Origin of the sequence: Silvanigrella aquatica (assembly GCF_001907975.1) — a bacterium.
Classification (GTDB): domain Bacteria; phylum Bdellovibrionota_B; class Oligoflexia; order Silvanigrellales; family Silvanigrellaceae; genus Silvanigrella; species Silvanigrella aquatica.
On record NZ_CP017834.1, the window covers coordinates 2,144,257 to 2,168,732 of the forward strand.

General features: G+C 29.8%; 17 protein-coding genes and 4 pseudogenes. 9 read left to right on the forward strand and 12 right to left on the reverse strand.

What is annotated here, in order from left to right; translation table 11 throughout:
* Positions 1 to 17: 17 nt before the first annotated feature.
* Positions 18 to 2,213 (reverse strand): UvrD-helicase domain-containing protein, encoded by a 2,196-nt coding sequence (locus tag AXG55_RS08965; protein ID WP_148697787.1) that lies wholly within the window; start codon positions 2,211 to 2,213, stop codon positions 18 to 20.
* Positions 2,214 to 2,511: 298 nt separating this feature from the next.
* Between AXG55_RS08965 and AXG55_RS08970 the strand changes: the two genes are divergently transcribed.
* From AXG55_RS08970 to AXG55_RS08985, 4 genes are all read left to right on the forward strand, one after another.
* Entirely contained in the window at positions 2,512 to 2,910 is a 399-nt protein-coding gene (locus tag AXG55_RS08970; RefSeq protein WP_148697788.1) for a helix-turn-helix transcriptional regulator, read from the forward strand.
* 285 nt (positions 2,911 to 3,195) lie between these two features.
* The gene (locus tag AXG55_RS08975; RefSeq protein WP_148697789.1) at positions 3,196 to 3,546 is read left to right on the forward strand and encodes a hypothetical protein; all 351 of its coding nucleotides are present in this window, start codon (positions 3,196 to 3,198) and stop codon (positions 3,544 to 3,546) included.
* Between the two features lie 36 nt (positions 3,547 to 3,582).
* On the forward strand, positions 3,583 to 3,918 hold the full coding sequence (gene tnpB, locus AXG55_RS08980; RefSeq protein WP_148697790.1) for an IS66 family insertion sequence element accessory protein TnpB: 336 nt from the start codon (positions 3,583 to 3,585) through the stop codon (positions 3,916 to 3,918).
* 188 nt (positions 3,919 to 4,106) lie between these two features.
* Positions 4,107 to 5,429 carry an IS66 family transposase gene (locus tag AXG55_RS08985; protein WP_148697791.1) on the forward strand — a complete coding sequence of 441 codons (1,323 nt, stop codon included), beginning with the start codon at positions 4,107 to 4,109 and terminating at the stop codon, positions 5,427 to 5,429.
* 27 nt (positions 5,430 to 5,456) lie between these two features.
* On the opposite strand, the pseudogene tnpA reads toward AXG55_RS08985, so the two are convergent.
* Positions 5,457 to 5,792: pseudogene (tnpA, locus tag AXG55_RS08990) on the reverse strand (IS200/IS605 family transposase).
* A 264-nt stretch (positions 5,793 to 6,056) separates the two neighbouring features.
* On the reverse strand, positions 6,057 to 9,737 hold the full coding sequence (locus AXG55_RS08995; RefSeq protein WP_148697792.1) for a TcdA/TcdB pore-forming domain-containing protein: 3,681 nt from the start codon (positions 9,735 to 9,737) through the stop codon (positions 6,057 to 6,059).
* 93 nt (positions 9,738 to 9,830) lie between these two features.
* Here AXG55_RS08995 and AXG55_RS09000 point away from each other — a divergent pair, with 93 nt between their 5' ends.
* Positions 9,831 to 10,874 carry an IS481 family transposase gene (locus AXG55_RS09000; protein WP_148697597.1) on the forward strand — a complete coding sequence of 348 codons (1,044 nt, stop codon included), beginning with the start codon at positions 9,831 to 9,833 and terminating at the stop codon, positions 10,872 to 10,874.
* 43 nt (positions 10,875 to 10,917) lie between these two features.
* Here AXG55_RS09000 and AXG55_RS09005 read toward each other — a convergent pair whose 3' ends face one another.
* The 4 genes and pseudogenes from AXG55_RS09005 to AXG55_RS09020 form a co-directional block, all read right to left on the reverse strand.
* Entirely contained in the window at positions 10,918 to 11,490 is a 573-nt protein-coding gene (locus tag AXG55_RS09005; protein WP_148697793.1) for a hypothetical protein, read from the reverse strand.
* A gap of 20 nt (positions 11,491 to 11,510) precedes the next feature.
* Positions 11,511 to 13,514, reverse strand: a complete 2,004-nt coding sequence (locus AXG55_RS09010) for a hypothetical protein (protein ID WP_148697794.1) — start codon at positions 13,512 to 13,514, stop codon at positions 11,511 to 11,513.
* Between the two features lie 240 nt (positions 13,515 to 13,754).
* Positions 13,755 to 14,021 (reverse strand): annotated as a pseudogene (locus AXG55_RS09015) (transposase); the annotation flags it as partial.
* Positions 14,022 to 14,344: 323 nt separating this feature from the next.
* On the reverse strand, positions 14,345 to 14,896 hold the full coding sequence (locus AXG55_RS09020; RefSeq protein WP_148697796.1) for an ATP-binding protein: 552 nt from the start codon (positions 14,894 to 14,896) through the stop codon (positions 14,345 to 14,347).
* A gap of 339 nt (positions 14,897 to 15,235) precedes the next feature.
* On the opposite strand from AXG55_RS09020, the pseudogene AXG55_RS09025 reads away from it, so the two are divergent.
* Positions 15,236 to 15,619 (forward strand): annotated as a pseudogene (locus AXG55_RS09025) (helix-turn-helix domain-containing protein); the annotation flags it as partial.
* Positions 15,620 to 15,780: 161 nt separating this feature from the next.
* Positions 15,781 to 16,146: pseudogene (locus AXG55_RS09030) on the forward strand (IS630 family transposase); the annotation flags it as partial.
* 131 nt (positions 16,147 to 16,277) lie between these two features.
* Here AXG55_RS09030 and AXG55_RS09035 read toward each other — a convergent pair.
* The 5 genes from AXG55_RS09035 to AXG55_RS09055 all read right to left on the reverse strand — a co-directional run bounded on the left by AXG55_RS09035 (position 16,278) and on the right by AXG55_RS09055 (position 20,591).
* Positions 16,278 to 17,381, reverse strand: a complete 1,104-nt coding sequence (locus AXG55_RS09035) for a hypothetical protein (RefSeq protein ID WP_148697799.1) — start codon at positions 17,379 to 17,381, stop codon at positions 16,278 to 16,280.
* Positions 17,368 to 17,907: a DUF4365 domain-containing protein gene (locus AXG55_RS09040; protein ID WP_148697800.1), complete on the reverse strand. Its 540-nt coding sequence runs from the start codon at positions 17,905 to 17,907 to the stop codon at positions 17,368 to 17,370. Before AXG55_RS09040 ends, AXG55_RS09035 begins: the two co-directional genes overlap by 14 nt.
* A gap of 25 nt (positions 17,908 to 17,932) precedes the next feature.
* Entirely contained in the window at positions 17,933 to 18,508 is a 576-nt protein-coding gene (locus AXG55_RS09045; RefSeq protein ID WP_148697801.1) for a hypothetical protein, read from the reverse strand.
* Between the two features lie 616 nt (positions 18,509 to 19,124).
* Entirely contained in the window at positions 19,125 to 19,532 is a 408-nt protein-coding gene (locus AXG55_RS09050) for a hypothetical protein (RefSeq protein ID WP_148697802.1), read from the reverse strand.
* A gap of 390 nt (positions 19,533 to 19,922) precedes the next feature.
* Positions 19,923 to 20,591: a lysophospholipid acyltransferase family protein gene (locus tag AXG55_RS09055; RefSeq protein ID WP_148697803.1), complete on the reverse strand. Its 669-nt coding sequence runs from the start codon at positions 20,589 to 20,591 to the stop codon at positions 19,923 to 19,925.
* A gap of 232 nt (positions 20,592 to 20,823) precedes the next feature.
* Here AXG55_RS09055 and AXG55_RS09060 point away from each other — a divergent pair, with 232 nt between their 5' ends.
* Both AXG55_RS09060 and AXG55_RS09065 read left to right on the forward strand, forming a co-directional pair.
* Positions 20,824 to 22,362, forward strand: a complete 1,539-nt coding sequence (locus tag AXG55_RS09060; RefSeq protein WP_148697804.1) for a tetratricopeptide repeat protein — start codon at positions 20,824 to 20,826, stop codon at positions 22,360 to 22,362.
* 61 nt (positions 22,363 to 22,423) lie between these two features.
* A complete protein-coding gene (locus tag AXG55_RS09065; protein ID WP_148697805.1) occupies positions 22,424 to 24,250 on the forward strand; it encodes an acyl-CoA dehydrogenase in 1,827 nt (608 codons plus the stop codon).
* The last annotated feature ends 226 nt before the right edge of the window (positions 24,251 to 24,476 follow it).

Genomic DNA, 24,476 nt, shown 5'->3' on the forward strand with positions numbered 1-24,476 from the left:
TAAAATAATATTAAAAATTATAACTCCAAATCAATTACGCTAAGAGCTTCATCCCATTCTTCTTGAATTATTTGCACAGGCTTGAAATCTTTCTGTGATAAAAAACGTTCCACAGGTTTCCAAAAATAAGGATCATTTAAACAAGAAAACAGCGGAGTCGCTCTCCCCTCATGCAGGGCTAAAAAATTTTCCTGAGCTCTTGTTATAGCCACATACATCAGACGACAGCTATCTAAGTCATTTGGCCAATGATTTTCAGAAGCATCTCCAACAATAATACTATCAAATTCAAGACCTTTTATTTGATGAATATTTGTTATAGTCACTCCTTTTCTAAAAGAAAAAGTATCTCTCTCCCCTTCCCTCACTTCAATTTTCTTATGACGTAACAAATATTTTAAGTCATTTAAATAATTTTTAATTATATTTTTATTGCGGAATACGATACAAATATGAGCATTTGGACATTGCTCTACCCGTTTTATAATAAAATCAATCATTTCTTCTTTCAATTGTTTACTAGATTGAACAGATTTTATTTTAGGATAAATTCCATATCTTCCTTGTAAAATAGGCTTTGATCCAATGACAGAGTCAGCTAGCCACATAATAGGCAAAGTAGAACGATGCCCTACTTCTAAACGTGTTATTTTAGCATTATCGATATTCAATAATTTTGCAATTTCATCCCATCCTACAAAGTCTTTTTCGGGAGCAATTTTTTGATTAATATCACCAACAATTGTAACACCTGTCCTTGAAGTTACAGACTCCAAAAGTACTAGCAATTGCATTGCTCCAAAATCTTGCGCCTCATCTATAACCAAATGATCGAATTTAAATATTTCTTCTCCAAGAATACCATAAGGAAGTCCTCCACGCTTTAATTGAACTAATCTTAATAGCAATGCATAATCATCAAACTCAATGTATTTTCCAACTTTTGCACTACTTGCTTTATCTTTTGTCTGGATAATTTTCTGTCTTAAACCAACACTTTTAGCATTTTCTTCTGTTAAGTTAGGAATACATTTCATCAACCATTCCCAATGATTTAATAACTCAAATAATTCCTCTTTATATAAAATAGATTTCTCATAAATATTTTGTAAAACAATTTCAATTTGAGATAATCTATTTATTTCATATTCGTCTTTTTCTTGTGCTATTCTATATTTAATATCCTTCCTAAATTCGATAATATCTTGGACATATGCTGTTGTGCTTCTTTTAAATTGATGTCGAATTCCGTCTATATCATATTCCTTAATTTTATTTTCAATAAGTTCCCAAACTTTTTTTGCTTTTGCTTTTACAAAGGCTTCCATCAATTGTGAAATACCCGCATGAGATTTAATAAGACCTAATTTTTTATTATCATTAAATTGAGCCTTATCAAATAATTCTTTTAAATCAAAATAGCTTAAAGGAATTAACTGACCTTTAAATACACTCTCCAGCGCCAATTTTGCCCATGTGTGAAAAGTATTAATTTCAATTTTATCCTCTAAATTCAAAGATTTTAAACTTTGACTAACAAAGCATTGCAAAGCTTTGTTAAACATAACTACCAAAACTTTTGTTTTTTTATGATGTTCCTGAATTTCATTTTCATCCCTCAATAACCAAGCCACTCTGTGCAAAGCAACCGAAGTTTTTCCTGAACCCGCACGCCCTTGAATTATAAGTGGTTCTGAAGTTTTTTGAGTGATTAACTCATACTGCTCCGGGGTTAATAATGAAATGAGATCGGAAAGGCCTTCCTGTTGTGGCTTCGAAAAAGTAACTTTTGTATTATCATTATTTTGATTTTCATGAATATCTACAAAGGTACCATCATCCAAACGTATAATTTTTGCTGTACCTTTGAAATCATTCCAAACAAGAGATTTTAAATAACCTGAATACCCCTCTGCTGAGGCATATGCCGTTACGGCACCTTGAATATTACGATAAGGCGGTTCTAATTCAATTTCCTCACCAATTTCCAATTTTTGATAATAGTATTTTGCAATTGGATGATGCCAGTCAATAATTTTTTCATTTTTATCCGCATGTACCCCAATGCGGAATTCAAAATTTTCATTTTTATTTTTAAAAGAAATATAACCAAACCATGGAGTATCTAAGTCTAATTTTGGCGCTAATACTTGAAATTCATCGTTAACTCGCTCTGCAATTTTTATAGGCTCTGTTTCTTTGCATAAAGTCATTTTATCTTCTCCTTTGCTATTTTATCTATGAATTATTAAAACTAAAAAAATATCTATTAAATACCAGGTGAAAATTGATGCTCCATAGAATATCTTTTTCAAAGGTAACTAATAAATGCATCTATCTCCTAAAATGTGATCGTTTAAACTTAGCAAATTTATTTTTTGTTGTGAAATAGATATTGTTCTTATTTTATTGAAAAAATCGCTAATATTTTCAATAATTATTTTTGATAAACTTATTGTCAATGTAAATTATTGTCAATGTAAATTATTGTCAATAATAAGGAGCTTTGCTGTGATAAGAAAAGTCGAAATCACAAGGCAAGCTGAAAAGTTCTTCAAGGTTCGCCACAGTACAGGAGGTAACACCGCATTGAGTCCTAAAAATAAAAATATCCCAGCAAGAGAAGGTCTCAAAGACATCATTGAAGATACAAGTTTTGGTGAGTTCATAAAAAGCATTCGCGCATGTGACAAGATTTCCCAAACCGAACTTGCGAAGCGAATGAAGGTAACACGCCAATTCATCAATGCTGTTGAGCTTGGCAAATCTACAGTAAGCGTGTTACTTGCAACTCAAATAGCAACGACTCTCGGCTACCCCCAAAAAGTATTCATTGAAATCCTTATTAATGACATGCTTAAGAAAGCGGGTATTAATAAAGTTGTTGTATTTAAAGAAAAAGAGGCATGAAGTTTTTCAGTATGCAACTCTGGTATTTGCAAAATTGAAATATTATTTTCTTGAATTGGATTTAAGATGAAATCTAAATTAAAAGATAAAAGTGAGATTAAAGACTCTAATACAAAATTCTCGCAACCCAAATTTAAAAATTTGAACATGTGCGCTTAAGCTGCCAATATGAATGTTGAAGATTTAGAAAAAATTTTGAATATATCATGTCCTTCCGAAGACTTTGCATGAATAAAAAATGGAGCCGAATTAAAACCTCTTTTGGGAAACAAAGGAGGTTTTTTAATGACTGAAACAAAATTATCACTTGAAGAAATCGTATTTGAATTTGACCTGTGGAGAAGTAAAAAGCAAAGTAGAAATGAAAAAGTTCCTGATGAACTTATGTCATTAATAAGTCATATTAAAGATGAATATCCACTCACTGATATAGCTAAAAATTTAAAACTCGGTTATCACAAAATCAAATCATATTTAGATGAAATTGAAAATAATTCCATTGAAAAAAATGACAATATTTCATATTTTAAAAAAGTTATTCCTGAATCTATAATAAATGATTCTCTTTCTAATAAAGTTGATACTAAAATGGATAGAAAAATAATTGTAAATATAAAAATGCCTAAGTGGATATGAAATTACAATATTTCAGCCAGAATAAAGGAACATTCCATGATTAACTTTATTCATGGGGTAAACGTTATATTTATTCAAAAATCAATTGATTTTAGAAAAGGAATGGACTCTTTATCTTCATATTGTAGAAATATATTAAAAAAAGATCCCATGTCAGGTTGTATTTTTGTTTTTAGAAATAAACAAAAGACATGTTTAATAATTTTATCTTATGATGGACAGGGCTTTTGGTTTTCAACAAAAAGAATGTCTCAGGGAAAATTTAAAATACCAAGCACCGAAGAAGATTGTATTGATATGGATATTAAAAAATTACAAATTCTTCTGCTAGGTTGTGATTTAGATAAAGCAATACCTCTAGAAGAAAGTTGAACAACAAAGAATTGCATGTACTAAACTTCAAAAAATAACATTTGGTCCTCAGAGCGAATCTTTTCTTTTTGATTTCAATGAAAATATTGAAGAATCTGTAAATAATCAAAATGAATCTCAAGATGTTAATGATAATCAAACTAAAAAGAAAAAATCTACGGGTCGATTAAAGCTTTCAGACTTAAAAAATGCTGAAAAAGGTTTTAATAACTCCCGAAGATATAAAACAATGCCCTTCCTGTAATAAAGAAACTTTAAATCAGGGATATACAGAAAAACAAACTCTTGTATTAGCTATGCCATTATTAAAAGTTAAGGTTTTTCATATGCCCTCTTTGCGTTGCTCCTGTTGTCAGCATGTAGAAAAAGCGGCATTACCTGAAGAATTAAATCCGCAAAATAAAATTGGAAGATATCATCATTCTGCTGTTGCCACATTAGCTTCATTTCGTTATCAGTTTGGAATGCCTGCCTATCGTTTTGAATTTTTATCTGCTCAAATTGGAGCTAAAATTCCTGATGCCACGCAATGGGATCTTATGGAACACGCTGCTAAAAAGTTACGCCATTTTTACAATTTTTTAAAAGATTATTCTGCAAATCAAGCTCAAGTTCTTCATGCAGATGATTCTCCTTTTCTTGTTGTTGATTTAAAAAAAGATTTAAAGAAACAAAAAGAAATCGCTATTTTAAATTCTCAAAAAACAAATGGTATGTCGACAGCTACAAGAACAACAAATATTACAGCTTTATTTCCTGAAGGAAAAATTGTTCTTTATTTCTTTGGCTCAGAACATGCTGGTAATAGACTTTCTGTTTTTTGCAATCAAAGAACGAACTCTGAAAAAGTTGTTATTATGACTGATGCTTTATCTGCTAACACTAAAAATGTCGACGAAAATAAAGCCGATTTTTCTTTGTGCAATGTTCATGCCAGAAGAAATTTCTATGACTTAAAAGAATATTATACTGAAAAAATTGATAAAATTCTTCTCCTATATAGAGATATTTTTCTGAATGATCGGAAATCAAAAAAGAAAAAACATAATCCTACAGAAAGATTACTTTTTCATAAAAAATATTCTTTGCCATTAATGGAAAAAATACTCCATATTTGCCAGTCTGAACTCACAGAAAAATTTGTCGAGCCAAATTCAGTATTGGCTAAAGCTTATAAATATATTATTCGACATTTCAAAAAACTGTGTGCATTCTGTGAAATAAAAAATGCGCCACTTGAAAACAACCTGAGCGAGCGAATGTTAAAAATTGCAATTCGCTATAGAAGAAACTCTCTTTTCTTCAAAAATCAAAATGGAGCCGATGTCGGCGCTATAATGACTTCAATTTTAGCCACAGCTCATGTCAATGAAATAAATTCTATTGAATATCTCACTACTCTTCTTAATAACAGCAAAACTATTATGAAGAATCCTGAAAATTGGCTTCCTTGGAACTTTAAAAATAGCTCTGGCATATCCAGCAATATGGATTCTACATTGTTGAATTGAACTTCTTCAAACTAACTTGTCGGAAACTCACCGAATATCTTCTTTCTCTTGATTCTTAATATAATCACGAACAATTTTTTCATCTTTTCCAACTGTAGAAACAAAATATCCACATGCCCAAAAGTTTTCACCAACAAAATTTCTTTTTCGATTTGAAAAATTTCTTGCAATTGAAATAGCACTTTTCCCTTTCATAAATCCCACGATATCTGAAACAGAATATTTTGGTGGAATTGCAAGATTTTAAAATATCTCTCCTATATTCTTTCGCAAATCTCCATAAATTTTTTTCTTCCTCCATTTTGGAATAAATACAAAATGATATTTGCAATCCCATTTTGTATAACTTAAACTAGTTTCAATAAAGCTTTCTCCATAGTGATACTTTGAGCGGTTTACTTTGGAGATTTCTATTTGAATGCAGTAAAAGTCAAAATTTGGGAGTCCCACAGCAAAGCTGGGGGTTTACCTTTGTTAATTAATAGTTGAGAAAGTGTCTTTGAAAATTGAATAAATAACTCCAATTTGTTAAATAATTTTTGCGAAAAAAAAAGTAACAAAGGAGCTACTAATGGACTGGCAGAGCCAACTCATCAAAATCTATCTTACTACCTGCAATTTCTTTTCTCAACTTTCTAAATTTACATAAGAGATTTCAGAGATATAGCTCTTTTGAAACAAATAATTTACAGGGACAATGTAATAACTTTCATAATTTTTAGTAAGAGGATTTTTAACAAATAGAATGATATTCTCTTTTAGTTTGATAATGTAATCTACATTTTTTAAATGACTTTCAGGTATATTTAAAAATAAGTTGTTCATGTAATCCGATTTTAAAAGCTGATAATGAGTATTTAAAATGTCATATGTGAAGTCATTTTTTAAGAAATAAATGTATTTGCTATGATTGTCTTCTAAAATAAAAGCACCAATAACGGACAAAGCATATTTTTCATTTAATTTATTTTCAATAATATAATTTTTTGCACTGGATTGATCATCTAAAGAATTTGGTTTCAAAATGTTACCTTTTATATCTACAAAACGAATGTCACTAAAAAAGTGGGCAGAGTGTATATTTTCTTGTTCTATAAAAGGATTTGTTGATTCTCCAAAAGCAAATAATTTCTTTTCCGATGTATAAGGAGCATTTTTTCCAAGCCAATCAGCTACTCCCCAGTATTCATATTCTGTATTTTCATTAGAGATTTTATTTGTTCTAGAGTCAAGTTGTTTTAGAGAAGATTGATCTTGTGTTAAGAATAAAGTTGTCGCATTTACATTGCTATAAGCATTGATTAGTTTTGTTCTTTTGTTATTTAAAAAATGTCCAAAATCGCATAATGTTTTTTTTAAATTATGGACAGAATTTGAAATTTCTGAGCATGTTTCTTTATTATTTGAATTATTTTCATTAAAATGTCTTAAGAATAAAGCCATTTTTTTGTTTGAATTCATGTTTTTAATCATAATATTTTCTTCAATTTTTTCAACATCATTCCAAATTTCTTGTTGGTCGTACTTAAATTTAATTTTATTATTCTCTTCTATAATTGTAAAATTATTTGGATTAATATATTTTTTATCTATATAAGAATATTTATTTAATTTATCGTTATAAAAATAATATCTATTATTATGAATGTGAGATTCGCCAATTGCGTGTCTATTTATATTTTGTATATAAATTTCTTGATTTATTTTATTAAATTCAGCAAATTCTAAATCATTTATTAATATCGAAATTTTATTATTTTCTGTTTGAATGGAATTTAAAACTGATTTTAAATTTCTATCAATATTTTTAGATAAAAATCCTTCTTTAATTCCAATAATAGATGATTTAAATTCTTTTGTGAATTCATAAATATATTCTTGATTTGAAAATATAAAATTGTTTTCATTTATAAATTCTTTTTCAATATCAGGGAAGTTAAATGTTTTATATGTTGTTGTTTTGTTTGAATCTACTTTTATAATGTAAAATTTTGCGCCTGAAATAAAATAATAATTTGAATTTAAATTTTTATCATAAAATTGTTGAATTATTTTTGCATTTTTGTCATTTTTAACAATAAATTCTTTATTTTTAATTAAATAAAACGAATCTGTTTTTTGTTTATCTCGGGATAAGATTCGAATAACGGAGATGTTTTTTAAAAATTCTTTATTCGTATTAATAAAATTGGTGTTTTCTATGCAGCCATATGAGTTTTCTATGCAAAAAATTTCTAAATTTAAATTAGAAAATTCATCATAATAGTAGTTCATCTCTGCATCAGTTTCAGTAAATTTTATAAATAATTTTTTATTATCAACAATAATATCTTTTTTTGTTTTTTTTAGTATTTCATTATTATTTAAATATAATTTACTTTTATCTTTATTTGAATATATATAGTCATTTCCTATTTTTCCTAATATCATTAAATCACTGCTATCTATTCCCGTATATAAAGTCATATCATTAGAGACATTGTAGAAAATAGTTTCTTTGTTACTTGTAGGTGTTTTCTTGTAATTAACAATTTTTATATTTTCATTATTGATGTTTAATAAATTTTCTATATTATTATATTTATTTAATAAATCTTTTATTTCGTCAATATTTCTGAAATTTTCTGCATTCAGTTCACGGTTTATAAATACAGGAGTTATTTCTATACGAATGAAGTTGTGATAAGCTAAATAAGTAATTCCTGTTTTGTCGTGGATATATATTTTTTCGGGCATTTTGTTTTGAAATAATATAGAATGATTTTTTCTTTGATTACTTTCAAAATAAATAATGTTTAAAGTGTTATTATTAAATTCAATCGAATCAAATTTATTGTCAAAATGAAAATGCCATGAATTTGTTTCCAAAGGATTAACTTGGTACTTAGCCCATTGCGATAAAAATAAATGATAGGAGTTTTTATTTTTGCTTTCATCTGGTAGAACATCAAATATATAATTTATTTTATTTTTTGAACTTTCTTGTATCTCTGGAGTTATAAAATGAATATCTTTATTTTTTGAATTTAATTTAATACTAATATTTGTCTCATTTGGATGAAAAGACAGCTTCCCTACTGCCTGATCTCCTAATCCATGCATGAAAGTATAGCGGAAAATAAATTTTGCATTATTTTGAATTTTATCAACTGCTGAAAATTCACCATCATTTCTGTCTATATTAAAAGGTACAGGCGTAAACTGGTACAAAATTAAATTTTGAGCTTGATTTGGTAAAATTAATCTTTTCATTTGATTTATTGGAAATGTGTATTCACTTTTGATCTGTAGAGCTTCTCTTATTTTTACTCTTTCCTCTGTATTTTTAATAAACTCAGGATTTGGCGCAAATGAATGATAATAATATTTTCCATTTTCATGCCTTGTTATCGGATATGTTAAATGATCTCCAAATGTGATTTTATATTCATTATTTTTCGTAAAATCGATTTCTTTAATAACTATGTCTAAATGTTTACTTTCAATTTTATCATTATTTTTAATAAAATCTTTTTGAGCTAACGAAACAACCGTATTATTTGTATCTGGATAAAATGTTTCTGAATTTATAATTTTGTAATGGTTATTTTCATAGTCAAGAAAATAACTAGCATATTTTAATGCTTTATCAATTTTACTACCTACAAGTTCGGCGTAAAAACTTATACCAACGGAAAGCCCCCCAAATATTTCTCCTAATCCGCTTAAGAAAATACCTGCTGTTTCTGCAATAGCAATACTTCCTGCTGTTTTTTCAAGCGCAAAACCAGCTGTCATAAAACCAAGTGAAGTGCCATCAAGAGCTAGCTGCGTTCCATATTTTGCGGTTTCGGCATTTGTCTTAGCATAGAGAAGTTCTGTGCCATCAAAAATAACATTTACTATATTTAGAGTTGAGCCTATTATTTGAGATAATTTTGTTAAAGTTTTGAATGAATTTAAATTTTGAAATTCATTGCTTTTTAGAAGATTTACAACATTTGCACTTTTTTCCACACTATCAATAATATCAAGCGATAATTGTGTGAGGTTAGAATATATATGAATTTTAACTATTTCATCTAATGTTTCGTTTGATGTAATAAGTTCGTTATTATTTTCACTTTTACTAAAGTAATCAATAATGTTTTTAATTAAATAAGCGTGAGATAAACCGATAGATGGTTTAGAGATATTAAAGTACGGATCTCCACCTATTGTAGAATGATAAAAACTTTCACTTTGATCATCAAGAAAAATTTTAAAATCATTTAAATTATCAAGTTCTGAAAGTGAAAGTGAATTTATGTGTATTAGTTTGGATTCCATCTGACAATCGTAAAAAAATAGGTTACCCTGTTTTGAAGAATTTCAAGTTTCAAAACAAATAGCTCAAAGAGCAAATCATTAAGGGTAACTTATATGCAGAGTAACACAAAAGTTATACGAAATAAACTTGGTCTATTAAATTTAGCTCAAGAGCTAAAGAATGTATCACAAGCATGCAAGATGCTCGGTTATTCAAGAGATACTTTTTATAGATATCGTGATCTCGTAGATGAAGGTGGAGAAATTGCACTTCATGATAAATCAAGACGCAAACCCAATTTAAAGAATAGAATTGATGATGCTACTGAAATAAGTGTCGTGCAAATGGCATTTGATTTTCCTGCTTATGGCCAACTTAGAGCCAGCAATGAACTTCGTAAGAATGGAATTTTTATATCTTCAGCTGGTGTACGTGGAATTTGGCAACGACACGGATTAGAAGTGTTTCAAAAGAGATTAAAAGCATTAGAAGCTAAATCAGCAGAAGCAGGAATTGTGTTTACCGAAGCCCAGATTGTGGCTTTAGAGCGAAAAAAATTTGATGATGAAGCTTGTGGAGAAATTGAAACAGCACATCCAGGTTACCTTGTATCCCAAGATACATTTTATGTTGGCACCTTAAAAGGTGTAGGTAGGATTTACCAGCAAACAGTTGTTGATACCTATTCCAAAGTGGCTGTAGCAAAACTTTATAATACTAAAACTCCTATTACAGCTGCTGATGTTTTAAATGATAGGGTATTACCTTTATTTGATAGTTATAATGTGCCTGTATTAAGAATGTTAACAGATAGAGGTACTGAATATTGCGGCAATAAAGAAACGCATGATTATGAATTATTCCTTGCCATCAATGACATTGATCATACAAAAACAAAAGCAAGGCATCCCCAAACAAATGGAATATGCGAACGTTTCCATAAAACAATTTTAAATGAATTTTATCAAATAGCTTTTAGAAAAAAGATTTATAATAGCATGGAGGAATTGCAAATAGATCTTGATAATTGGTTAGAAGAATATAATTTAAATCGTACGCACCAAGGTAAAATGTGTTGTGGAAGAACGCCAATGCAAACTTTCCTTGACGGAATACCAAAATGGAAGGAAAAAGATATTGGATTGAATTTTAACTGACAGACAATTTCATTTTTGGGAGTCTTTTTAAACAGGGAGATTGTCAGATAAAATACCATCTACTACAATTTATGCTTATTGAATATTTTTTTTGTGTTATTTTATTAAAGACATCGATATTTTTATTTATCAGATCTAATGAATTTAGAATTGGCTTTTCTTCTGGTAAAAGTCTTAATTTTTGAAATGAATCTTTAAATTTTTTTGAAGTTTCATATGCCTCAATTTGAATTTTATTTTTTAAAGATTCGAATTCATTTTCAAATGATTTTTTAGATTCAAGATAAAATTTATTATTTTTTAATGATTGATATTTATTAACAATGAGTTCTAAGTGATTTAACATTTCATAAATCATATTAAACTTATCATACATTGAAGAATCTTCTTCTGAATTTATATTTTTAAAATATTTATAATATTTATAGTATTCTAGATCGGTTAGTTTTTCGTCGAATGATACTTGCGCATTTTCAAATTCGGAACAAGCAGAAATACTAGAAAATTTGTTTGAAATAATGTCATAAGTTTTTATATCATTTTTATGATTATCTTTCGCACATGATATTGTAATTAATGTAATTATGGAACTAACTATTATATTTTTTTTATGCATTTTATTATCCATGTATTTTCTTAATTATTGGCATTAAAATCATTTTTGTAAATAAAAGTCTGTAGATCTTTATTTAATGTATAAATATTTAAATCAATTTTAGGTCTTAAAATTTTAAACAAGGAATATGCATTTTTACAAGAAGCACATGTATCAAGTGATGTATAAATGTTTAGGGTGCCTTCTATATCTTGATTTAAATTATAATAGTTTAAAGATTTAAAATTATCTAAATCAAAAAAATATTTTGCTCTTTGAGTTGTTGATCTTCTATCTGGGTCATTTTTTGTTATAAAAAAACGCTCGTTAATCAAATAAGTTATATCCTCTGGGTTAGGAATGGTTAAGTTGAGAAGTTCTTCAAGAATTTTAGCTTCAGCATCGGAAGATCGTGGCGAGTTGCCAATTTCTTTTTCTCCTTTTGTGTTTATGTAAGCTCTTTCAATTTCATGATCGATTGAATTTTGGTGAATCATATTAAGTTCACTATATTCTTTTTCTTTTATTTCAAGTCTTTTTTTTGCATTATCTATTCTGATTTGTCTATTTTGAGTATTTTGGTTATCTTCAAAACCTTTTATTTCCGCTTTTATTTCAATAATATTTTTTTGTAAGTTAGCTAACTTTGTTTCATAGCTTCTAAGTTTTTCAGGATCTTTAGGCTCAAAATAAGAAAGTTTTCTATTTTTCGGATTTTTTAGGTTTACAAAATACAGTTCATTTTTTTTATTATAATTTTTACTGAATTCAAATTCGCCACTAATAGAATAAAATTGAATTTTCTTATCCGCTTCTTTTTTACTTTCATATGTCGCATACGAAAAAACTTTAGCATCTAAATTATCTTTTTTTGCTGCATTTATTACTTTTGTTTTTAATGAATTTAAATTATTACTATGATTTTGATCGAATAATAAGTTGTGTTTTTTTCTAATAAGTTCATTTTCTATAAATTTAATATTATCCTGATATTCTTTGGTATCTTTGTAATTTGGTTTTTTAGGGATTATATTAATGATATTTAAATATTCATTTTGAAGATTTTCTTCTAATTTTTGAATAGAATCATAAATTTTTTTAATTTCAAATGAATTTATTTTGTTTATTAATTTATTTATTTTTACCTTTGATTTAACACTTTGATAATATTCTTTTTCTAAGTGATATTTATTAAGTTCATTTTTTGAGGATTCAAGTGTATCTAAGTTTTGCTTAATTTTTTTAATTTTCGTTTTATTATTTTCTATAATAAAATTAAGATTATCAATAGCTGCAACTAGCTTCTCTTTTTGAGCTTCTTCTGTATTTATTTGATCATCAATAATATCATTAGATAATGTATCTAATATATCTTTTAAAAATACGAAATTAATTTTATCTTTTAAATTGTTTTTAAGTGCTGTTTTGCTTTTAAATGGAAAATTATTTTGATTTTTTATAGAATTAATATTCTCAATTGCTTTCAATATTTGAGAGTTTTCATTTAAAATATCTTCTTTTAATTTTTCTTCATTTGATACTTCATTTTCAATTTTTCTATCAATAATAATTTTATTTTTTTCAATTTCAGTTTTTAATTCTTTTATAATTTTGTATCCACTGTAATTTTTAGAATGCTTGGCTTCTAAAATTGTATTTTGATTTTCATAGATTTGATCTATTTTTTTCAAATCATTTGTTTTATTAGTTTCTAATTGCTCGAAATATATTTCTCTGAGTTTATTAATAGCATCAATATAAATTTTAAATTCAACACTATCTTTAATAATTACTGGTGTTTTTGTGATTGTATTGTTTTCATTGGATGAGATTTCTAATGAAATTTCACTAGAATGTATTGAATTTTTAAGGATTTCTTGAATTTTGCTCAAATTTTCTTTACTTATTGAGATATTTTTCTCTGCTATTTTTTTACTTTTTAAACCAAAACAACTAAACATGGGGTAAGCCGTAATACTTGGCAAAAGTGATGTAATAATTAAAAATTTTCTTATAAGTTTTTGATTTCCTGGGCCATGTTTCATTGAAGTCTTTCCTAAAATTTATCAAATAGAATGCGATTTATACTTATTTTATGATATTATTATGTTTTTTTATTAATTTGAAAATAACACGAATCATTTTGTTAAAAACAATTTTTGATAACATAAATTTTTAGAATGTAAAATTTTATTTAACATAAAATAGATGATATGGATTTTAAAACTATTAAATATAATTTTGATTGATAATTTAACTATGGAATCTAATATTAGGGCGTGTCCTCATTTGAGTTTAACCCAAATAAATGTGCACGCTAAAAAGAGCATGGCTCTAAAGTTACGAACCATTTTTTCATAGCGCGTCGCAATACTTCGAAAATGTTTAAGTCTTGCAAAGAGATTTTCTACACGATGACGAATTTTGTAAAGATGTGCATCAAATTCATAGTTTGTCTTGGTGCTATTGGACTTTCTTGGAATCACAGGATTGATATTTAAACTTCGCAATTGTTCCCTGAGTGGATCTGAATCATAACCTTTATCTGCAATTGATACGATGATCAAGGAGAATAAAATGCATTCTTTTATTAAAAAAGAAATTCCAAATTTAATCAGTTATTAACTAAGTTAATTTCAATGTTGTAATATTTACCTGTAGAAACTAAAGAAATCCTAGGGAAGGGAGCACAGTCAAACAATTTACAAACTCAAATTCTCTTTGTTTGTGATCTCTTCCCCCCCCCCTTGATAGTCCGGATAAGTTGAGTTATCCGGAGTGTTGGCAACAATGTAAAACCGCAGAAATCTGACAATCAAAGCGCGTTTTTTTGCCAATGCAAATCGCTTCACTTAAAAAGTAAGAAACTTCTTTCTTACTTTTTAAGTGATTTTAAGCGCTCTTCTTTTTCCTTGTAAGAAAGATAACCCACTTCATCAATGGCAAGTAAATCAGGTTTAGAATATTTTTCCAATTTTAATCGAATTGCCCCCCTTAATTCTTCTGATAATAAATCTTCTAGCATGTCAGCGGCTTCGACAAAAACGGAACTATAACCCGAGCAAGCGGCTAAATGTACAATATTTTTTGCAATAGTTGTTTTTCCAACACCGCTACTACCAATTAAAACAATATTTGTATGTTCTTTAATAAATTTTAAATTGCAAAGTTCAAGAATTGTTTCTTTATCAATTTTTTTAGGCCAATTCCAATCAAAGTCTTGAAGAAGGTCAAAACTTCCATATTTTTTTAATTTTGTACTTTTTATTGCAGAATTTAATTTTCGCTCACTTCTTTCTGAAATTTCCCATTCTAAAAACGTGTTAGCTGCCTTTAACAAATCCTTATTTGTATTGATATCTCCTATATTTGCAAGCATTCCATAAAAACGATACAGTTTTATATATTTTTCTAAATCATTTAACATTTTTTTATCCCTGCTATTTTGTCGTAATGACTTGGCTCATGATGTTTAACTGTAAGACGTCAAAGCACCCTTTTCTTTACCCACAAAGCTTACAAAATTCGAAGGGCTAAATTTTGCTACGAGTACAATACTATAATATATAATATATAATATATAATATATACTTCCGCAGCAGTAGAAGTGAGAATTTATTAATTTTTTGACAAAAATCAAAAGAAGCCGTATATAGCCCTTCCGATTGATGGAGGGCGTAATGACTGTTTCTGTTTACTTTGCTGAGGCGTTGTTGATTTACTTAAAAAAGTTCGATTTACAGATCCTAGACCATTAGTTCAGAAAAAAGCAGAAGCGCTCATTTTGCACGCACATAGCATACCAATTAAAGAAATTTCAAAAATATTAGGTTCTTGTGAAAATACAATTTGTTCTTATTTTCATAAATTTAGGAAGAACGGAATTGAAGGTTTACTTGAAAAAAAAATTTTAAAAAGAAAAAGTGAACTTTACAATTTTCGAGAAATGATTGAAGAAGAATTTCGCAAAAATCCTCCGCAAACTTCAAAAGAAGCCGGTAAACGCATAGAAGAACTTACAGGTGTGAAACGAAGTAACACTCAAATTAAAGTATTTATGAAATCACTTGGAATGGCTTATAGAAAGACCGCAGTAATTCCAGGAAAAGCGGATATTATTCAACAAGATATATTTAAAAAAAAATACTAGAGCCAATAATAGATGAATCAAGAAGTGGGAAACGAAAATTATTTTTTATGGATGCAGCACATTTTGTATATTGAGCATTCCAAGGATATTTATGGGCATTTTATTGAGCATTCCAAGGATATTTATGGGCATTTTATTGAGCATTCCAAGGATATTTATGGGCATTTGATCGGATGTTTATCAAGACAGGAAGAGGTCGAGAGCGCTTTAACGTCTTAGGGGCATTTGATCCTATTTCTAATAAATTAATAACAATAGAAAATGAGATTACGATTAATGCAGAATCTGTTTGCAAAATATTGCACAAAATAAGATATCAATGTGGTTCAGAAAAGATAAGTATTGTTTTGGATAACGCAAGGTACCAGCATTGTAAACTTGTTAGGAATCGTGCATCACGACTTGGAATTGAATTTATATTTCTTCCTCCGTACTCTCCAAATTTGAATATAATTGAAAGATATTGGAAATATGTGAAGAAAAAATGTTTAAACTCAAAGTATCACATGAATTTTTTTTTTATTTAAAGAGGCAATTAAAAATAGCTTGCATAAAACAAATTTTGATAAGGAAACTAGAGATGAGCTTATTTCATTAATGCAGTTAAATTTTCAGGAATTCAAAGAATCTCAACTTCTAGTCGCCTGAGATATAATCTTTATTTTAATTTTTCTGCTAGGTCAAAATGTTCTACCTTTTCAATTCTATTGCTACGGATTCCTCTTTTTAAAAAACCAGTTACTTTAATATATGCACCAGTTCTATAAGCTTCAATGGCAATTTCATGTTGCTCAGAATTCAATATTACTTTTGCAAATAGAATTTCATCATCATGAATAAACTTGATTGTTACATCTCCTGATCTTTTATTATCATCACCTATTTGTCCATCCAAATTCTCAACTGTCCCATATATAGCATGGTTTTGAGATGGTGGGGTAGGACGCAGCCTTGCCTCAAGACGTTCAATTTGAGGTATAAGATCTGGCTTTAGAATAATAGATTTTAAAACGCTCTTATCTGTTTGTTCTAAATTAAGTGCCCAAAATGCTGAAAATTCAACTTCATCTTCCAAAATATTTCGAATAGCACTACAAAAGTTTGAGCTTAATGAAACTGGAATTTCATTTTCATCATTAGCATTGGAAGCAAGCTCTTTGATATCTCTTAATGATTTCATAAAGCCAATTGTCGCCATGCGAACAAAGGGAATTTCTTTTACAGAACCTGCTATTTGTACATCATAATTTACAGCATAAATAGGACATGAAAGTTTGATAATAAAACTTCCTTTTTCTGTTTGCTCCATTTTGCAAGCGTCCATTAGTTCATTTGCTTCAGTCCTTCGAAGTTTAGCATGATGTTTTTGTGGAGATAAAATACTGCATGCAGAGGCAATAATGGCCTTTTTAGTTGATTCCATTGTTTGAAGTGCTCTTGAAAAAGGGATCTGGTATTCATCTTTCGTTTTAAGTTTAATACGGATAATATCAGAATCAGCCGAACGCCAATCATTTATAATTTGTTCATAAGATCTATTTTCAATGGAAGATAATTTTTCAGCAAGTTGAACTAGTAGCTGTGAATAATCATCAAGACCCGTACTTGTAGGAATTTGTAATTGTCTATTTTTAAAATTGCTATTATTATAAAGTTCTATGCTACGGGTTTGAAGCTTATTTTCAAGTTTCCAACCGTGTTGTTTAATATATGCAATAATATCTTTTGGATAAATACCACTGATTTGATCATAGTTGTTCATATTTGATATTTTCCTCTATTGAAAGTTTGATCATCAATTCTTTTAAGCTTTGGACTGTTAGAAGATTATTTGTTGGTATATATATTGTTTGACTCGTTGCATTTTCGCTTTCAGGAGCACTATATAGGCTTACCCAATAAGCAGCATTTTTTAATATAAGTTGTTCTTTTGTAATGTGAAGCCACTCTTCTTTATTTTCAGGAAGCAGCAATAATATTACAATTTTTGGATTGCCTGTAAATACAGATCTTAATTTATCGTATTGTTTAATACCACGAAAACTATAAGCAATTTTATCATTAATTATTTCAATCTTTTTAATTGTTGCTTTAAGTTGAATATCAACAGAAAAATCATATAATTTAGAATCGGGAGCAAGTTTATCACTATTTCTAATTGTGACATCAATTCCAAGATTATCTTCTAATCGAGTGGGAAGAGAACAGGTAAAGCCTGCTAATGATGCTACAGCATGTAAATATACGTAACTTAATTCAGATTCAATATCATTAGGGTTTATTGTCATTATTTCTTATCTTTCATCCTTAAAATCAAAATAAATTTGCTGTAACCATATCGATAAATTTTTCTAAATCATTTTTATTCTTTAAGTTAATCGTTACTTGGCTTTCCCCAGCTTCATTAAATGCGACACGACAGTGAAACCCAAGAGCTTCTTTAATTTGTTTTTCTGCTGTCATGGCTTCAATTGCATTTGTCGTAACGCTCACAGCACAGGGAGCTTCATTCTCTACGATGGCCTTTTTATTCAGCTTCTTCTTTTTCAGTTGCCGTTCTTTTTTGGGCAATTTAGGTTTGCTCCCTAAGCCTTCCTTTGCCATCCTGAGGACTTCAGAGCGGAGGAGTTTAAAATAATTTTTTTCACACGCACTCCGTTTTGAAGCAAAACCATTGATTAAAATTCCTCTTGTAAACACTTCAGGATTTTCTCTGATGACTGCTTTTAGTTCCTCTGGAATACGAGCAAGCCAAATTGCCCTACTTACAACCTGGGCAGGGGCTCTATGTTTAGTGGCAATGCCTTGCACAGGCGTCCCCGAAAGAAGCTCTTTTCTCCAATGAATTCCATTTTCTAATATTTTAATTCCAGCACATCCCTTGCTCATTTAATCCCCCTAGAATTTAGATGAACCGCCAAAATTATTTATTGTCTGTGTCAGCCACTTTGGAAAAATCCCTAAACTCCGAGTCTTTTTTAAGTCTTTTGACCCTCTCATCATACAAGAAAGATATGCAATGACAAGAAAAGTAGTCATTTTCTTTTTCCAAATTTCCTTCTACCTATGATTTTTTTAAGAGGAAAATGTTAAAAAATTCGCACTCTAATTATATTTCGAACTTTACTTATATTTGAATACTTCTAAGGTTTTCTTTATTATCATAGACAATTTTAGATATGAATTCTGGTAGCAGTTGCGAGCTCGAATGGCCTTATATTGGGAAGAGCTCGTTTTTTACACGGCAACGATATTGCCGTTTCTACTGGCTTTATATGCTTTTGAAATCTGAGGGATTGGTAATAAATGTCTCGATTTAAAAAATACTGTCAATAGAGCAGTACTCTTTGGTAATTTAATTTCACATTAACATAATTAAAAATATTTACTCATAAAAATAGTTATAAGCCCAATAAGAATTTTATTCAAATTTCTATTGGACTTTAATTCAATTAATTATCATATTTTTTTTAAAATAAAATTTATCAACTAATAAAAATTAAAATTATTTTTTAAATAGTCTCACAGAATCTTCAACCTGACCATTTTGATCTATTCTAAGCAAACGAATATATCCATTTGCTTCTTCGCCTAAATTATGCACAACTTCATAATTGCTATTTTCTAAGAAATAAAGTGTTGTCATATGATCTGTTGCCACTGGTTTAACAACCAATCTTCCTTTTGTTGAAGTTGTCGCCATTAATGTACAACCTTCAACACGCCCTAAGTAATTAAAAAAGCATCCATTAAGATTTTCTGTAATAGAAACGTTTACTTTTGAAGTAACTTGAAGACTATAGGTACCTTTTCCAACAACATAATCACTTTGCCAAGTTGTATTTGCTGGTAAATTATGAGCAAAAGCAGATGTAGAAAATAAAACTAAAGATGCATAAGCAAGTTTTTTCATATATATCTCCTTTAAGAATATATTTGTTTAGTTACAGAAATTTGTATCTGTGTATTAAAATATTTGTTTTTAGAAGTCAATTATTTATTAAACTGTCTATTATTGAAATAATTTTGGTTATGGTTTTTTAATTTTATTTTTTTGAGCATAAAAAATCTTTGTTATTAAAAAATAATAAACCTAATTAATATAATTTTTTGACTAAACACAACTTAAAATTTTAATAAATTGGAATAAAAATTTATTTTATAAATTTTTATTCCATTATTTAAAAAGGGAGTGAATGTTATTTGCAGATATGAATGAAAACAAATAGCTTAATATAATACTTTTAGAAGCGTTTGAAAAACATATAAATAATGGCCAGTTAATTCAATTAACAATCTAGCCTCAATTAATATAAATCCCACTATAAACATCAGTGGCTCTTTTTTCCACATCTTTTAAGACATATTCTTCATATTGTGAGTCATCTAAAATATTTATCTCTTCTTTTTCGGGAATTTTTTCAAAGTGGACGGTAATTTCTGAAAAAGGTAACGGAATTAAAAATCTATCCCAAGAATTAACGCGAATTCCTTTTGGAAAGCCAAATATTCTTCCTTTTAAAACATGGGCGTGAATAAAATACAGAGGGCCTTCCACGGCGCGGGCACAGCCTATAATTCCTCTTTTGGGGACAAAGGGGGGGCCTTTAGGGCCGTCAAAGGCGAGGCCTAAACTTTTACCTAGCTTGCCCGCCTGTTGCAATTCGAGTAAGGCCTTTCTGCCACCACGGCTGGAAGATCCGCGGATCATTTCAAAGCGTCTTTTTATCAATAACTTAGCCACCAATTCCCCATCACTACTTAAGCTTGAAATGAGGACAACATTGGGACGATCTGCGGAATCCACGCCCACAAAGCAGGCAAGAATGGCATTGTGTGGGCAGCAAAACACAACATTTCTACCACTTTTCCAAGTATTTTGAACTTGATCAAATCCAATTAATTTTATTTTTGTGGTTTTTACCAACACAAGATAATAAAGATATCCTAAATAAAACAACAAAGTGCGCATAGAACCTACTTTCTAAATTTCAATCATGTCCTATTGAACTTAAAAGAATCAATTGGGCATAAGCCACAATGTATAGCCTATCAAGTGCCAAATTAAAATAAAAAAACCAAATAATAACAATTATTTATTTTAAAAATACATTGAAATTCAACTAATTCAAAAAACCACCGATAAACGGCAAAGTTATTGTCAGCTTCGCAACACAGTGATCGTGTTGAGGAAGGATCATTTTTTGAGATATACAAGATTAATTTATATCACATTAATGGGCTCACTTACCCTACCGCATTATGCATTTGGGAGTGAAGCAGGGAATGTTGATAACACAAAGCAAAATAAAGTTACAAAATTTAGCTTTGATTCTTCTTTAAAACTTTACAAGGAAGCACGCGAAATTATCGTGAATGCGTTGCCTGGCGAACAAGATAAAGCGGAAAAATTATTAATAGAAAGTATAAGACAAAATCCAAATAACATTGATTCCTATATTGAAATTGCAAAATTAATTCAAGTTCAAGTTGCCCAAGGGAACAGACATCCCTATGAATTACAAAAAAGCATTGAATTAATTAACGAAGCTTATGCAATTGCTCCCGAACGTCCGAAGTGTAACTTTGCAAAAGCAGAAGTCCTTTATTATTCGGGACAATCTAAAGCAGCAGAAGATTTATATGCGGAGATTTTTAATAAATATCCAAATCATCTTGATACGTATATTGAAAAAGCCCGTATTCTTTCTGATAAATCACCTCAAGAATCCTTAGATAATGTTGAATTAGCCCTCCGCAATGGCGCCACCACAGACGATATTTCTCAATCCGCAACCACAGCGTTATTAAAAATAAATACAGCAGAATCTATAGGAAAATCTTTAAAAGAATTTGCTAAAAAGCACCCCGATAGATGGCTTTGGCACAAAGCAGCGTTAGCATATGCAAATACTAAAAATTATTCTGAAGCCACAATGGCTTTTGAAAAAGCAATTGCTTTAGGTAACGATATAGAAGCAAGGTTACAACTCGCTGTTATGCAATATAGTTATCAAAACAAATTTAAACCCGCCTTAGAAAATTTAAATAAATTACTTATCACCTTATCTAAAAGAAAATATATTACACATTCTGCAAAATCTTTAGTTTATGCTCATATTTCCATGGCAAACTTTAAAAATAAAAATAAAGAAGATGCTGCTCTTGCGGCGGTGTATACAGCTCAAACAGGATTTGATAATAAACAGTTTTATGCTTCCTTAGTAACAGAATATAAAAAATTAAATTCACTTTATATTTTGGAAAGCTCATTAAAATATTTAATGAAGGAAGAACCTGATTATTTATTATCCTATTCTATTTATGGTGAAATTTTTAGAAATAATAAAAAATACGATGACTCTATTGAAATGTACAGCAAAGCTATTGCATTAGACAACACTAAAGATGACCTTTACGCAGAAAGAGCAATTACATTTTATAAAAATAATAGTTATGTAAAAGCTTTAAATGACTTTGAATCTGCATTAAAAATTCATCCTAAAACAGCCATATACATTTATAACAAAGCCTGTATGCTTGCTTTACTCGGTAAAAAAAGTGAAGCTCTGCAAAACTTGAAACTTGCTCTTATTGAAGATAAAAATCTAATTGAACTTGCGCGATCAGACTCTGACTTTGCCACTCTTAAAGCAGATACAGAGTATTCATCTCAATTTGCTTCCATAATTTTGGGTGATTCGGACGATAAATGGTTTGCAACAGAAAAAGACCCTGATTAGAGGATTTTTAAAAGAGTCTTATTTTGCAAAAATTTAAAGTAACAGCTAGGAGAACTTAAGAATGGCAGCAGCATCTAGCGCTTTTATGATTGACAGAAGAGAAATTGAATTTGTATTATTTGAATATTTAAAAATTCAAAAATTATTTGATCTTCCCTATTATTCTGAGCACTCCATTGATTCTGTTGGAGAAATGCTCACTTCTGCAATCTCACTCTGTAATCAACATTTAGGTCCCCTAAATAAAGTGGGCGATCGTGTGGGCTGCACTCACAATAAAGAAACGAAAGCCGTAACAACACCTCCTGGCACAAAAGAAGCTTATAAACAATTTGTGGAAAATGGTTTTCTCACTCTTGCCGACTCCGAAGAAGCGGGAGGTATTCAAGCCCCAGGCGTGATTGCCTCTGTGTTTATGGAAATATTTTCGAGCGCCAATCAAGCCTTTACCATGTATCCGGGGCTGACAAAATCAGCATCGCACGTCATTCAACACTTTGGCGAAGATTGGATGCGAGAAACCTGTATCCCTAAAATTGCTTCGGGATCATGGACAGGAACTATGTGTTTAACAGAACCCTCTGCCGGAAGTGCCGTGGGTGATTTGCGCTCCACAGCAAAACGCGCGAAAGATGGTTCTTTTCTTATTAAAGGCGTGAAACAATGGATTTCAGGTGGTGAAAACGATTTCACAGAAAATATTCTCCATTTAGTTCTTGCGCGTATTGAAGGAGCGCCCGCAGGAATTGAAGGTGTGAGTTTATTTGTAGTTCCTAAGTATCGCATAGATAAAACATCTGGAAAAATACTAGATAAAAATGATCTTTACTGTATTTCCCTAGAAGAAAAAATGGGAATTCATGGAAATTCAACCTGCCTCATGGGTTTTGGAGATAATGATAATTGCCAAGGCTACTTAATTGGAAAAGAAAACCAAGGTATAAATTACATGTTTTTAATGATGAATGAGGCGCGCATTGGCGTGGGTCTACAAGGTTTAGGCCAAGCTTCCGTTGCCTTTTTAAATGCAGAATATTATGCCAAAGAACGTATACAAGGCGTAGATATTGCCGCCAAAAAAGATGCTAAAAATCCCGCTCGTATTGCTATCGTAAACCACCCCGATGTCAAACGGATGTTACTCAGACAAAGAAGTATCGTCGAAGGCATGCGTGCTCTTTGTTACACCACAGCACTTATGCATGATGAATCAGAGCATGGAGCAAACGATGCCGACAAGAAAAAGGCGCATGGCTTTTTAGAATTACTGACTCCAATTATGAAAGCTTGGTGTACGGATATGGGCTTTTATTCCATTATTCAGTCCATACAAACCTTTGGAGGATATGGCTTTACCAAAGATTATCCTGTGGAACAGCTTTTAAGGGATTCTAAAATCACTTCGATTTATGAAGGTACCAACGGCATTCAAGCTCTCGATCTTGTTGGACGTAAAATGCGAATGGAAGATGGCGCAATTTTCGCGGCATGGCTTGGAAAACATGGAAAATTTGTGGAGAAAAATAAAGATCATAAAGCACTGAGCGCAGAAATACTTATGCTCGGTGATTATGTGGGCAGAATAGGCAAAGCTGCGATGCATATGGCTGAAATCGCTAAAAAAGGTAACAAACACGCCGCCATTTTAAATGCTTACCCTTATCTTATGGCATTTGGTCACACCATTATATGTGGGATGTTACTTGAACAAGCGGTTTTAGCTCATGAAAAGCTCACGGCAGGGAATGTTTCCGCCGGAGACAAACGCTTTTATAGTAACAAAATTAAAACAGCAAAATTCTTTACCCACCATGTGTTACCGGAAGCGAAATCTTATATTGCAAATGTGATTTCTCCCGATGTCTCCTGTTTGGATTTTGAATTTTAACACCATGTTATCATTGAACTTCAAAGTTTATCTTACTTATTTAGATTCATAGTCTCCTATGAATCTTTTCTCATTTTATAAAATTAATTAACTTTGAGAATATGGAATAAAAGCGAAAATAACTCTTTTAAAAAAAATTTTACCTGTTATAAATTTTGAGTCAGGTGAGATTTTCTCTGTTACTTCATAATATCAAATCTGTCACTTTTACCCATATTGTTAATTT

Excerpts from the sequence above, each read along its gene's own strand:
- AXG55_RS08965 (WP_148697787.1), bottom strand. The coding sequence starts at position 2,213 with ATGACTTTATGCAAAGAAACAGAGCCTATAAAAATTGCAGAGCGAGTT.
- AXG55_RS08975 (WP_148697789.1), top strand. The coding sequence starts at position 3,196 with ATGACTGAAACAAAATTATCACTTGAAGAAATCGTATTTGAATTTGAC.
- tnpB (WP_148697790.1), top strand. The coding sequence starts at position 3,583 with ATGATTAACTTTATTCATGGGGTAAACGTTATATTTATTCAAAAATCA.
- AXG55_RS08985 (WP_148697791.1), top strand. The coding sequence starts at position 4,107 with ATGCTGAAAAAGGTTTTAATAACTCCCGAAGATATAAAACAATGCCCT.
- AXG55_RS08995 (WP_148697792.1), bottom strand. The coding sequence starts at position 9,737 with ATGGAATCCAAACTAATACACATAAATTCACTTTCACTTTCAGAACTT.
- AXG55_RS09000 (WP_148697597.1), top strand. The coding sequence starts at position 9,831 with ATGCAGAGTAACACAAAAGTTATACGAAATAAACTTGGTCTATTAAAT.
- AXG55_RS09005 (WP_148697793.1), bottom strand. The coding sequence starts at position 11,490 with ATGCATAAAAAAAATATAATAGTTAGTTCCATAATTACATTAATTACA.
- AXG55_RS09010 (WP_148697794.1), bottom strand. The coding sequence starts at position 13,514 with ATGAAACATGGCCCAGGAAATCAAAAACTTATAAGAAAATTTTTAATT.
- AXG55_RS09020 (WP_148697796.1), bottom strand. The coding sequence starts at position 14,896 with ATGTTAAATGATTTAGAAAAATATATAAAACTGTATCGTTTTTATGGA.
- AXG55_RS09035 (WP_148697799.1), bottom strand. The coding sequence starts at position 17,381 with ATGAACAACTATGATCAAATCAGTGGTATTTATCCAAAAGATATTATT.
- AXG55_RS09040 (WP_148697800.1), bottom strand. The coding sequence starts at position 17,907 with ATGACAATAAACCCTAATGATATTGAATCTGAATTAAGTTACGTATAT.
- AXG55_RS09045 (WP_148697801.1), bottom strand. The coding sequence starts at position 18,508 with ATGAGCAAGGGATGTGCTGGAATTAAAATATTAGAAAATGGAATTCAT.
- AXG55_RS09050 (WP_148697802.1), bottom strand. The coding sequence starts at position 19,532 with ATGAAAAAACTTGCTTATGCATCTTTAGTTTTATTTTCTACATCTGCT.
- AXG55_RS09055 (WP_148697803.1), bottom strand. The coding sequence starts at position 20,591 with ATGCGCACTTTGTTGTTTTATTTAGGATATCTTTATTATCTTGTGTTG.
- AXG55_RS09065 (WP_148697805.1), top strand. The coding sequence starts at position 22,424 with ATGGCAGCAGCATCTAGCGCTTTTATGATTGACAGAAGAGAAATTGAA.